Consider the following 12,569-nt stretch of genomic DNA (forward strand, 5'->3'; position numbering starts at 1 on the left):
GACCGCCCCTACCAGCTCACCGGCAGCGCCTTGCCCTCTTCATAGCCGGCGGCCGACTGCAGACCGACGAAGGCGCGGTCGTGGAACTCCGCCACGGTTGCCGCGCCGGCGTAGGTGAAGGACGAACGCACCCCTGAGGTGATCATGTCGAGGAGATCCTCCACGCCGGGACGCAAGGGGTCGAGGTAGATCTTCGACGAGGAGATGCCCTCGGCGAACAGCTCTTTGCGCGCCCGCTCGTAGGGGTCGAGGCGTTCGAAGCGTGCCTGCACGGCCTTCGTCGAGGCCATCCCCCACGATTCCTTGTAGATGCGGCCGTCTGCGTCGCTCTGGAGTTCGCCCGGCGCCTCGATCGTGCCGGCGAACCAGGAGCCGATCATGACGGATGCGGCACCCGCGGCGAGCGCGAGAGCGACGTCGCGCGGATAGCGGACGCCGCCGTCCGCCCAGATGTGCGCGCCCACCTGGCGCGCGGCCTCGGCGGTCTCCAGCACGGCGGAGAACTGCGGTCGCCCCACGGCGGTCATCATCCGTGTCGTGCACATCGCACCGGGGCCGACGCCGACCTTGAGGATCGTCGCTCCGGAATCGACCAGATCGTTCACACCGTCCGCCGTGACGATGTTGCCCGCCACGATCGGCAGACCGAGATCCAGCTCCGACACGGAACGCAGAGCCCGGAGCATCCCCTCCTGATGACCGTGCGCGGTATCCACGACCAGGACGTCGACTCCGGCCGCGGCCAACGCCTTGGCCTTCGCCGCGACGTCGCCGTTGATGCCGATCGCCGCGGCGACCACGAGCCGACCCTGGGCGTCGAGCGCCGGACGGTAGAGCGTGGACCGCAACGCACTGCGAGCGCTGAGCGTCCCGACCAGGTGCCCATGGTGGATGACGGTCATCATCTCGACTCCGGCGTCGGTGATCACGTCGAACGCATGGCGCTCCGAACCGACATCGTCGGCGTCGAGCGACGGCGTGCCGGAATGCACGAGGTCGCCCAGCTGCGCATCCGGCAGGGCCGTGGCGAGTCGAGACGCCGGAAGGATGCCGAGAATCCGGCCGACATCGAAGGGGGCCCTCCCGGTCGCGACGACGACGCCATGTCCGGCGACCGCCGGGACGAGCCGGAGCGCGTCTGACACGGATGCCTCTGGCGGGAGCACGAGCGGTGTGTCCCAGAGCACCGGCTGGCTCTTCACCTCTCGAATCGCCGCATCCAGGTGCTGCAGCGGCATGTCCTGCGGGAGCACGCCGATCCCGCCGCGCCGGGCGAGCACGGCCGCGAGTCGCGGACCCGTCACGGAGTTCATGTTGGACGCCACCAGCGGAAGGGTCGCAGCGGTGCCGTCCCGTGGCGCGAGATCGACCTGGAGGCGACTGGAGACCGCGGATCTGCGCGGCACGAGAAAGACGTCTGAATAGGTCAGATCGACGGTCGGCAACGCACCTGAGAACTCCATGCCCCCACGCTACTCACGTCGGGCCGTGTTCGGCTGGTGGTGTGGGAGATTCGCCCGGGAAACACGTTAGGCTTGTTCGTTGAGAGTGTGCGATCCCGGGCGCATCCTGCCCCTTGGACCGTGCAGACAGATTCAGCGATGAAAGAGGGCGATTGAGCGTGTCGAACCAGGTGACCGGCGACGGGGGGTTCGGAGCCAATTCCTGGCTCGTCGAAGAGCTCTACGAGCAGTTCAAGGTGAACCGCGACTCCGTCGACAAGGAGTGGTGGCCGATCCTCGAGAAGTATCAGCCGGAGACCGCCGCTCCCCCGGCAGGCGAGGCCGCGCCGGCCACACAGACGGCTCATCCAGTCACCGCCCCCATCCCGGTGATCGGCGCGCAGCCCGTCGCCCGGACGACCACCAAGCCGGCCGCCGCCGCCCCGATCCCCGCCCAGGCACCGAAGCCCGCGGCGAAGAGCGATCCCGTCGAGGCGACCGAGGAAGACAAGGTCACTGTCCTGCGCGGCATGACCAAGACTCTCGCCGCGAACATGGACGAGTCCCTCACCGTCCCCACTGCGACCAGCGTGCGCACGATCCCGGCGAAGCTGATGATCGACAACCGCATCGTCATCAACAACCACATGGCCCGCACACGCGGCGGCAAGATCAGCTTCACGCATCTCATCGGTTGGGCGCTCATCCAGACGCTCAAGGAGTTCCCGAGCCAGAACGTGTTCTACGCCGAGGTCGACGGCAAGCCGTCTGTCGTCGCGCCGGCGCACGTGAACCTCGGCATCGCGATCGACCTCCCCAAGCCGGACGGCACCCGCGCCCTCATGGTGCCGAGCATCAAGCGTGCCGACACGATGACCTTCACCGAGTACCTCTCCGCCTACGAGGACCTCGTCGGCCGCGCCCGTGGCAACAAGCTCACCGCTGCCGACTTCCAGGGCACGACGCTCTCGCTCACCAACCCGGGCGGCATCGGCACCGTGCACTCCGTGCCCCGTCTGATGAAGGGCCAGGGCGCCATCATCGGCGCCGGCGCCCTCGAGTACCCGGCCGAGTTCCAGGGCGCCAGCGAGAAGACGCTGAACGAGCTCGCGATCGGCAAGACGATCACCCTGACCAGCACCTATGACCACCGTGTCATCCAGGGCGCCGGCTCCGGCGAGTTCCTCAAGAAGGTGCACGAGCTGCTCATCGGGCAGCGCGGCTTCTACGACGACATCTTCGCGGCCCTGCGCATCCCGTACGCCCCGATCCACTGGAACGCGGACATCGCCGTCGACCTCGCCGAGCGCGTCGACAAGACCGCCCGCGTGCAGGAGCTCATCAACTCCTTCCGCGTGCGCGGTCACCTGATGGCCGACATCGACCCGCTGGAGTACGTGCAGCGTTCGCACCCCGACCTCGAGATCGAGACCCACGGCCTCACGTTCTGGGATCTCGACCGCGAGTTCGTCACCGGTGGCTTCGGCGGACGACGTGTCGCGAAGCTGCGCGAGATCCTCGGCGTCCTCCGCGACTCCTACTGCCGCACGCTGGGCATCGAGTACATGCACATCCAGGATCCTGAGCAGCGCCGCTGGTTCCAGGAGAAGGTCGAGCTCAAGTACCAGAAGCCCGGCCACGACGAGCAGCTGCGGGTGCTCCGCAAGCTCAACGAGGCCGAAGCGTTCGAGACCTTCCTGCAGACGAAGTTCGTCGGACAGAAGCGCTTCTCGCTCGAGGGCGGCGAGTCGCTCATCCCGCTGCTCGACGAGATCCTGCAGGGTGCGGCGACGGCCGGCCTCGAGGGCGCCGCGATCGGGATGGCGCACCGTGGTCGCCTGAACGTTCTCACCAACATCGCCGGCAAGACCTACGGACAGGTGTTCCGTGAGTTCGAGGGCACCCAGACCCCGGGCAACCAGCGCGGCTCCGGTGACGTGAAGTACCACCTCGGCACCGAGGGCACCTTCATCGCGGATGACGGCGGCGAACTTCCCGTCTACCTCGCCGCGAACCCGTCGCACCTGGAGACCGTGGACGGCGTGCTCGAGGGCATCGTCCGCGCCAAGCAGGACCGCCACCCGATCGGCACGTTCTCGTGGCTGCCGATCCTCGTGCACGGCGATGCCGCTTTCGCCGGTCAGGGCGTCGTGGTCGAGACGCTGCAGATGTCCCAACTGCGCGGCTACCGCACCGGTGGCACGATCCACGTCGTGGTCAACAACCAGGTCGGGTTCACCACCACCCCGACGGATGCCCGCACCTCGGTGTACGCGACGGATGTCGCGAAGACCATCCAGGCACCGATCTTCCACGTGAACGGCGACGACCCCGAAGCGGTCATCCACGTCGCCCAGCTCGCGTTCGAGTACCGCGAGCGGTTCCACCGCGATGTCGTCATCGACCTCGTCTGCTACCGGCGACGTGGCCACAACGAGGGCGATGACCCCTCGATGACGCAGCCGCTGATGACCGACCTCATCCAGGCGAAGCGGTCCGTCCGCCGGCTCTACACCGAGGCTCTGGTCGGCCGCGGTGACATCACCGAGCAGGAGTACGAAGAGGCGAAGGCCGACTTCCAGAACCGGCTCGAGATCGCCTTCGCCGAGACGCACGCGGCCGAGACCGGTGCCACACCGATCGCCCCGGTCACCACGCATGTCGATGAGCAGGAGGGCGCCCCCGACGTCACCGGCGTCGCGAACGAGGTCATCCAGCTCATCGGCGACGCCTTCGTGAACAAGCCGGAGGGCTTCACCGTGCACCCGAAGGTGCAGCAGCTCCTCGACAAGCGCGCGGACATGAGTCGCAACGGCGGAATCGACTGGGCGTTCGGCGAGCTGCTCGCCTTCGGCTCACTGCTGCTGGAGGGCACCCCGGTGCGCCTCGCAGGGCAGGATGCCCGTCGTGGCACCTTCGTGCAGCGTCATGCCGTGATGCACGACCGCACCAACGGACAGGAATGGCTGCCGCTGGCGAACCTCTCCGACAGTCAGGGCCGCGTCTGGGTCTACGACTCCCTGCTCAGCGAGTACGCCGCTCTCGGCTACGAGTACGGCTACTCCGTGGAGGCGCCGGAAGCGCTGGTGCTGTGGGAGGCGCAGTTCGGCGACTTCGTCAACGGCGCCCAGTCGGTCATCGACGAGTACATCTCGGCCGCCGAGCAGAAGTGGGGCCAGTACTCCGGCGTCACGCTGCTGCTCCCGCACGGCTACGAGGGTCAGGGACCCGACCACTCCTCGGCGCGCATCGAGCGTTTCCTGCAGCTGTGCGCGCAGGACAACATGATCGTCGCGCGCCCGTCGACGCCGGCTTCCCACTTCCACCTGCTGCGCCGTCAGGCATACGCGCGGCCGCGCAAGCCGCTGATCATCTTCACGCCGAAGGCGATGCTGCGCCTTCGCGGGGCCACCAGCCCGGTCGAGGCGTTCACTCAGGGCCGCTTCGAACCGGTCATAGACGACGACCGCGGGCTCGACCGAAGCGCCGTCAAGCGCGTGCTGGTGCACTCCGGCAAGATCCACTGGGATCTGCGCAGCGAGCTCGAGAAGAACCCGAACCCAGAGGTCGCGCTGGTGCGTCTGGAGCAGCTGTACCCGACCCCGATCGACGAGCTCAAGGCGATCACCGACTCGTACCCGAACGCCGAGCTGGTGTGGGTGCAGGACGAGCCGGAGAACCAGGGTGCATGGCCGTTCCTCGCGCTCGCCTTCGCCGATGTCCCCGGTGACCGCACGTTCTATCCCGTCGCCCGTGCCGCATCCGCGTCGCCCGCGACCGGATCCTCGAAGGTGCACGCGGCCGAACAAGCCCGACTGCTGCGCACCGCGCTCACCGTCGGCTGATTCACGCCAACAGGAAAGGGGCATCCCGACTTCGGTCGGGATGCCCCTTTTCACGTGCACGGCACGGCAGACGCGCCTTCAGCCGGCGCTGAGCGGCACCCGCTGCTGGAATCGCTCATCGGAGCTCAGCCCTTCGCGGGTCCGGTCGAGGGCCTGCTCGTCGCCGCCGGTGGCCGCCAACGCGAGCAGCGCCGCGCCGAGAACGGGCGGCGCGTCGACGACGCTGAGCTGCGCGCGCGGTGCGACCCTGTCGAGTCCGTCGCGGATACCCGCCAGGAGCAGCGGATCCCGCGACCGGGCGACGCCTCCCCCGAAGACCACCGGCACCGCGATGTCGTGCAGGTCGAGCTTGCGCACGCATGCCTGCACGAAGGCGACGACCTCCTCGGCCTGCCTCTGCACGATGCTCTGCGCCACGGCATCGCCGGCGTGCGCCGCTTCGAACACGAGCGGCGCCAGCGCCGCGAAGCCGTCGTGATCGCGTCTGCCCAGATGGACGTCCTCGATCAGCTCCGCGACCGACGGTGCGTCGACGCTGCGCAACAGCAGCGCACGCAGTGCCGTCTCGGGTCCTCTGCCGTCCTCGGCACGCGCAGCATGCCAGACCACGGCATCACCGAGTTCGCTGCCTCCGCCCCAGTCGCCGGACAGCGGACCGAGCGCAGGGAAGCGCACGACCACTCCGTCGGCCCGCACGCCGATCGCATTCATCCCGGTGCCGCAGATCACGGCGACCGCATCGGGCGAGTCGGTCCCGGCCCGCAGCAGGGCATGCAGGTCGTTCTCGACAGCCACCGCCGTATCGGCCCACTCCCGCCCGACGATGGCCGAGCGGTACGCGACGATCTCCTCCGCGAGATCCAGACCCGAGAGGTACAGGCTCACCTGGATCAGCTCCCGTGGATCGCGCCCGTCGAGCGCACGACCGATCAGAGCATCGATCACCCGCACGGATTCGTCGAGACCCTCCAGTTGAGGACTCGAGCCGGTGCCCCGCTCCCAGGCGAGCACCTCTCCCGTGGCGTCGAGCAGCACGACGTCGGTCTTCGATCCGCCGCCGTCGACGGCGAGGACGAGGCCCGACGACGCTGTCACGCCCACTCCAGGAACTTCGAGTTGGCCGCCAGGAGCAGATCCGTGAGGTTCTCGGCTCGATCGTGCTGAAGCACCAGCGGGTGGGCACGCATCGCGCGAAGCACCCGGTCGCGTCCGCCGTGGATCGCCGCATCCAGCGCGAGGCGTTCGTATCCGGCGACAGCACTGATCAGCCCGCTGATGTCGTCAGGGAGCGCGGCCACCGGCTCGGCGACGAACGTGCCGTCGATGTGGTGCGCCGGCACCTCGATGACGTGATCGTCGGGCAGGAACGGCAGAACGCCATCGTTGCGGAGGTTCACGACGCGCGGCACGTCCGTGCCGCCACGGATGGCGATGAGCAGTTCGATCGCTGCTTCCGAATAGAAGGCACCGCCTCGCTGCTCCAGGATCGCGGGCTTCGTGTCCACCGTCGGATCGGCGTACAGTCCGAGCAACTCGTTCTCGATCGCCCGCACTTCCTGGGCGCGCGTGGCGTGGTGGCGCTGCTCATGCAGGACCTCGTCATGCGCGTAGTAGTAGCGGAGGTAGTACGACGGGATCACACCGAGCTGCGACAGCAGCGCCGGTGCGAGCTCGACGTCGTCCGCGAGTCCCTGCAGGTTGCTGTCCAGGAGTCCCGGGAGCACATCCTTGCCGTCGACGAATACGCCGCGCTCCCACGTGAGGTGGTTCAACCCGACGTGCGCGAGTCCCACCCGGTCGGGTTCGACCCCGGCCTCGGCCGCGAAGCGCCGCTGGAATCCGATGGCGACGTTGCACAGTCCGACGGCCCGGTGCCCGGCCTGCAGAAGCGCGCGGGTCACGATGCCGACCGGGTTCGTGAAGTCCACGATCCAGGCGTCGGGTTTCGCGTGCGTGCGCACGACGTCGGCGATCCGCAGAACGACGGGTACCGTGCGCAGCGCCTTCGCGAGGCCGCCGGGCCCCGTCGTCTCCTGTCCGATGCAGGAGACCTCGTGCGGCCATGTCTCGTCCTGCTCGCGGGCGTCCTGCCCGCCGATGCGCAGCTGGATGAGGACGGCATCCGCGTCGCTGACTCCGGCGACCAGGTCATCCGTCGCCGTCAGGCGAGCCGGGTGACCGGCGCGAGCCAGCATCCGCCGGGACACGCCGCCGACGAGATCGAGCCGCGAGCGGTCGCTGTCGACCAGCACGATCTCCTCGATCGGCAATTGCTGCTGAAGTCGGATGAATCCGTCGATCAGCTCCGGGGTGTAAGTCGATCCACCGCCGACGATGGCGAGTTTCATCTGCTCTCCTTGTTTCTGTGCTGTGTCTGCGCCCGATGGTCGGACGTCACTGGGTGGGAATGCGCTCTTCGAGGCGTTCCCTGATCTGTTGAACCAGCAGGCGGCGAGCGCCCACCAGTACCGCGGTGCTTCCCGTCGTGCTGAGGTGGACGGTCGGCGCGGGGCGTTCGCCATCGGCCGTGCGCGCCGTGACAAGGGCAGCGAGTCGCGCACCACAGGCGAGAGCGGTCGGGCCGCCGAGGACCACCATGTCCGGGTCGAGCACGGCGAGCACGGGTTCGAGGGTGAGGACGATGCGCTCGGCGATGGCGTCGAGTGCATCGGGGTCGTCGGCGAGCGCGGCGATGTCCTGGGGATACCGTGCGTCGGCGCCGCCGAGCAGCTGCAGAACGGCGTCGGAGCCGAGCAGGGCCGTGGTGCCGGCGCCAGGGGCGCCCGGGGCCGCGGAGACCGTGAGGTATCCGATCTCGCCGGCGCTCCCGTGCGCGCCGCGATGGACGCTGCCGCCGAGGTCCACGCCGACACCGAGACCGCCTCCCATCCAGAGCAGCGCGAAGCTGCCGGCATCCTGCGCGACGCCGATGGCGCGCTCGGCCATCGTCGCGAGATTGACGTCGTTCTCGAGAGTCACCGCGACACCGAGCGACTGCTCGATCCGCCGCCGCGATCCCGTCGATGGCCAGCCGGGCAACGAGTCCGTCAACGAGATCACATCATGCTCGTGGCTCACTGCCGCCTGCACCCCCACCGTCACGGCCTCGACGGTGTGATGCTCGGCATCGGCCGCCGCGCAGGCGGCGTCGATCGCGCGTCGGATGTCGCCCTCCGGCGATCGCTCGGCCTTGTCGACGGGAAGTTCGATGATGGGATGCTCGGCCGCGGCCGCGTCGACGAGCACCGCCTGGATAGTGTCCTCGAGCATGCTCACCGCGACGCCCGTGATGCGATCAGTGCGCACACCCCAGCTCACCGCGCTCGGCCCGCGATTGCCGGACACCTCGCCCACCGGACGCACCAGGTCGGCGCGTTTCAGGCGCGCGATCATCTGCGTCGCCGTCGGCTTCGACATCCCGGACAGCTCCCCCAGCCGGGTGCGCGTCAGCGGGCCGTGCTCGAGGAACAGGTGCAGCGCTTCGCGGTCGTTCCTGGTGCGCAACCAGGACGAAGTCCCCGGATCGATCTGTGACATGAGATTCCCTTGGAGGATGTCGCGACTCACACCGAGCGGAGTTCGCGGCGGACCTCGTCGCGGAGTCTGCCGAGGTTGTCCGGTTCGGGAGCGGCTCCGAGGAGGGTTCTGGTGTACTCGTGCTGGGGGTCCAGGATGACGTCGTCAGCCGGTCCGCGTTCGACGACGTCGCCGCGGTAGAGCACCATGATCTCGTCGCTGAAATGCCGTGCGGTCGCGAGATCGTGAGTGATGTAGAGGACGCCGAGGTTCTCCTCACGCTGCAGATCCGCGAGCAGGTTCAGGACCTCCAACCGGATCGACACGTCCAGCATCGAGACCGGCTCATCGGCGACGATGAACCTCGCCCCCGGCGCCAAGGCCCTAGCGATCGCGACCCGCTGGCGCTGTCCACCGGACAGCTCGTGCGGGCGCCGATCCACGTAGCTCTCCGCGGGAGTGAGGCGCACGCGATCGAGGAGCTCCAGCGTGCGTTCACGCACCTGATCGGCGGACAGGTGCGGGTGATGGATGCGGATCGGGCGTTCCAGATGGTGCCCGATCGTGTGGAAAGGGTTCAACGACGCGAACGGATCCTGGAACACCATCTGCACCTGTGACCGGTACGCCGCAACATCCCGCCCCCGGGAGCCGGTCCGGTGCCCGTCCAGGAGGATCTGCCCGCTCGTGGGAGATTCCAGCTTCATCAGCATCCGGGCGATCGTCGACTTCCCCGAGCCGGACTCCCCCACCAGCGCCACCGTCTTCCCGGCCGCGATCGTGAACGAGACGTCCTTCACCGCGTGCAGAGTATGTGTGCGGAACCCCGACCGGAGGGTGAAGTTCTTCACCAGGTTCCTGGCCTCCAGAGTGGATGTCTCGTTCATCGGACCTGCTCCTCGATCGATGCGCCGGTGCGAACGAAATCGCCGCGCTCACCCTTCAGTGACGGGAAGCTGGAGAGCAGCTTCTTCGTGTACTCATGCTGCGGAGTGCGGTAGATCTCCTCCGCCGTGCCCTGCTCCACGATCTGCCCCTGCAGCATCACCGCGATCCGATCACTGATCTCGATCAGCATCGGCAGATCATGCGTGATGAAGATCACCGCGAATCCGAGTCGCTCGCGCAACCGCATGATCTCTCGGATGATCCCCCGCTGCACCACGACATCCAGCGCCGTCGTGGGCTCGTCCATGATCATCACCTGCGGATCCAGGGCCAGCGCCATCGCGATCATCATCCGCTGCCGCATTCCGCCGGACAGCTCATGCGGAAACGACGTGAGACGGGAAGGATCCACCCCCACCAGGGTGAGGAGCTCCTCGGCGCGCTCGGTCTTCGCCTTGCGGCTCATCCCCGGCCGGTGCGTGTCGAAGATGTCGAAGATCTGCGCCCGCACACTGATGACCGGGTTCAACGAGTTCATCGCCCCCTGGAACACCATCGAGATCTTGTCCCAGCGGAATACCCTGAGCCCTTCGGCCCCCAACGCCACCACATCGATGTCCGTGCCAGAGCGATCGTGGAACACGATCTCGCCGCTGGTCATCAATGCCGGCGCCTTCAGCAATCGGTTCAGCCCGTACGCCAGCGTCGTCTTCCCGCACCCGGATTCTCCGGCAAGGCCCAGGATCTCCCCACGATTCAGCGTCAACGACACATCGCGGACAGCCTTCACCGGCGGATCCACCTCGTACTCGATCGACACGTTCCGCGCCGTGAGAACTGCCTCAGGAACGTTCATGCGACTGCCCCGTCTCCTGCGATGCCGACGCCGGCCCGACGGGCGCGGCGCTGTCGCCGCGCCGCCTGAGGGGCGAGACGCAGCTTCGGGTTCACGATCTCGTCGATCGCGAAGTTGATCAGGGACAGACCGGTGCCGATCAGGGCGATGATGGCGCCCGGCGGTACGAACCACCACCACGCGCTGCTGCCGACGGCTTGGCCGGTCTGCGCGTCGTTGAGCACGGTGCCGAGCGTGATCGATCCCGTCGGTCCGAGACCGAGGTACGACAGACCGGCCTCACCGAGCACGGCGAAGATCACACCGAAGATCAGCTGTGCGGCGAGCAGCGGCACGAGGTTCGGCAGGATCTCGACGAAGATCACCCGCATCGGTCGTTCACCGGCCACGACAGAGGCCGCGACGTAGTCCCGCGTGCGCAGCGACCGGGCGGTCCCGCGCAGTACCACGGCCGATCCTGCCCAGCCGGTGATCCCGAGCACGAGGGCGACGAGCAGTGAGCTGCGAGCTAGCGCTCCGAGTCCCTCGGTGTTCTGCACGTATGCGGCGATCACCATCACCAGCGGCAGGCCAGGGATGACGAGCATGATGTTGGTCACCAGGGTGAGGACTTCGTCGAGGACGCCCCCGAAGTACCCGGCGAGCACTCCGAACACGAGCGCGAGCACCAGCGAGACGAGGCCGGCCACCACGCCGACGAACAGCGATCCCTGGGTTCCGGTCGCGATCTGCGAGAGAACGTCGTAGCCGAGCTTGGTGGTGCCCAGCGGATGCTCAGGACTCGGCGGGAGCAGAGCATCGAAGCTCGCGTCTCGCGGGTTGCCGAGGAAGAGCGGGCCGAAGAGACCGAACAGCACGATCGCACCGACGATGATGATCCCGGCGAGGAGCTTGCCCGACATCGTGAGCCCGCCGCGTCGGCGTCTGCCGCCGGATTGCGAAACCGCGACAGCATGGGTGGTGTCGGGGGGAGAAATGAGAAGCGTCTGCTCAGCCATCGCGTCGTACCCTCGGGTCGATGAATCCGTAGACCAGATCCATGAGGAAGTTGGCCGCCAGCACGGTCAGTGTGATGACGAGGAAGACACCCTGCATGAGCGCATAGTCCAGCCCCTGCACGGCCTGGATCATCAGCTTTCCGATGCCGGGATAACTGAACACCTGCTCGGTGACGATCGAGCCGGCGACGACGAACCCCAGGGCGATGCCGAAGCCGGAGAGGCTGGGGATCGCCGCGTTACGGGCGGCGTATGCCGTGCGGATGCGGGAACGCGTCAGCCCCTTCGCCTCCGCGGTGATGACGTAGTCCTCCGCCATCGTCTGCACCATCATGTTGCGCATCCCGAGCAGCCATCCGCCGACCGATGAGATCACGATCGTGGTCGCCGGCAGGATGGCGTGCACCAGCGTGCTGGCGATGAAACCCGGACTCCACTCGGGACCGGCGGGGTATTCGAAGACGTCATACCCACCGATGATCGGCAGCACGCCCCACTGCACGGAGAACACCGCGACGAGGACGAGCGCCAGCCAGAAATAGGGCACGGACTGCAGGAAGGTCGTGAACGGGACGAGCTGGTCGACCCAGGTGCCGCGCAACCACCCCACCCACGCGCCGGCGATGATGCCGATCACGAAGGAGATGATGGTGGCGGCACCCACGAGTGTCACCGTCCACGGCAGCGCCGCGGTGATGAGCTCGCCTACCGGAGCCGGGTATCGGGTCGAAGAGACCCCGAGATCACCGTGCAGCAACCGGCCCCAGTAGGCGAGGTACTGATCCCACAGACTGATGTCATCTTCCGCGCCGAGGATGGAGCGGATCGACTTGATCGTCTCCTCGGACAGCGGCCTGCCACCACTGGCACGCCGGAGCTTGCCCAGCATGATCGCAGCGGGGTCGCCCGGCAGGAACCGCGGCAGCAGAAAGTTGAGAGAGATCGCGGCCCACAAGGTCACGACGTAGAACGTGATGCGTCGTAGCCAGAACTTCATGGGGTCCTCCCCTCGATGAATCGGTCC

9 protein-coding genes are annotated in these 12,569 nt (G+C 67.7%); 1 reads left to right on the forward strand and 8 read right to left on the reverse strand.

The window, feature by feature from the left end; genetic code table 11:
- Positions 1–8 precede the first annotated feature (8 nt).
- On the reverse strand, positions 9–1,463 hold the full coding sequence (locus tag MRBLWO13_RS16900) for a GuaB1 family IMP dehydrogenase-related protein (protein WP_341975249.1): 1,455 nt from the start codon (positions 1,461–1,463) through the stop codon (positions 9–11).
- Between the two features lie 158 nt (positions 1,464–1,621).
- Here MRBLWO13_RS16900 and MRBLWO13_RS16905 point away from each other — a divergent pair, with 158 nt between their 5' ends.
- Positions 1,622–5,287 carry a multifunctional oxoglutarate decarboxylase/oxoglutarate dehydrogenase thiamine pyrophosphate-binding subunit/dihydrolipoyllysine-residue succinyltransferase subunit gene (locus MRBLWO13_RS16905; RefSeq protein ID WP_341975250.1) on the forward strand — a complete coding sequence of 1,222 codons (3,666 nt, stop codon included), beginning with the start codon at positions 1,622–1,624 and terminating at the stop codon, positions 5,285–5,287.
- A 78-nt stretch (positions 5,288–5,365) separates the two neighbouring features.
- Here MRBLWO13_RS16905 and MRBLWO13_RS16910 read toward each other — a convergent pair whose 3' ends face one another.
- From MRBLWO13_RS16910 to MRBLWO13_RS16940, 7 genes are read right to left on the reverse strand one after another with little or no spacing between them, the layout of a single operon-like run.
- Positions 5,366–6,382, reverse strand: coding sequence for a BadF/BadG/BcrA/BcrD ATPase family protein (locus MRBLWO13_RS16910; protein ID WP_341975251.1), 1,017 nt, complete (start codon positions 6,380–6,382; stop codon positions 5,366–5,368).
- Positions 6,379–7,635, reverse strand: a complete 1,257-nt coding sequence (locus MRBLWO13_RS16915) for a 6-phospho-beta-glucosidase (protein ID WP_341975252.1) — start codon at positions 7,633–7,635, stop codon at positions 6,379–6,381. The genes MRBLWO13_RS16910 and MRBLWO13_RS16915 overlap by 4 nt, the downstream gene beginning before the upstream one ends.
- 46 nt (positions 7,636–7,681) lie before the next feature.
- Positions 7,682–8,824 (reverse strand): ROK family transcriptional regulator, encoded by a 1,143-nt coding sequence (locus MRBLWO13_RS16920; protein WP_341975253.1) that lies wholly within the window; start codon positions 8,822–8,824, stop codon positions 7,682–7,684.
- A gap of 26 nt (positions 8,825–8,850) precedes the next feature.
- Positions 8,851–9,690: an ATP-binding cassette domain-containing protein gene (locus tag MRBLWO13_RS16925; RefSeq protein WP_341975254.1), complete on the reverse strand. Its 840-nt coding sequence runs from the start codon at positions 9,688–9,690 to the stop codon at positions 8,851–8,853.
- Positions 9,687–10,547: an ABC transporter ATP-binding protein gene (locus MRBLWO13_RS16930; RefSeq protein ID WP_341975255.1), complete on the reverse strand. Its 861-nt coding sequence runs from the start codon at positions 10,545–10,547 to the stop codon at positions 9,687–9,689. Before MRBLWO13_RS16930 ends, MRBLWO13_RS16925 begins: the two co-directional genes overlap by 4 nt.
- The gene (locus tag MRBLWO13_RS16935) at positions 10,544–11,545 is read right to left on the reverse strand and encodes an ABC transporter permease (RefSeq protein ID WP_341975256.1); all 1,002 of its coding nucleotides are present in this window, start codon (positions 11,543–11,545) and stop codon (positions 10,544–10,546) included. The genes MRBLWO13_RS16930 and MRBLWO13_RS16935 overlap by 4 nt, the downstream gene beginning before the upstream one ends.
- Complete coding sequence (locus MRBLWO13_RS16940) at positions 11,538–12,542, reverse strand: ABC transporter permease (protein WP_341975257.1); 1,005 nt, start codon at positions 12,540–12,542, stop codon at positions 11,538–11,540. Before MRBLWO13_RS16940 ends, MRBLWO13_RS16935 begins: the two co-directional genes overlap by 8 nt.
- Positions 12,543–12,569 lie beyond the last annotated feature (27 nt).

Origin of the sequence: Microbacterium sp. LWO13-1.2, assembly GCF_038397725.1 — a bacterium.
Classification (GTDB): Bacteria; Actinomycetota; Actinomycetes; order Actinomycetales; family Microbacteriaceae; genus Microbacterium.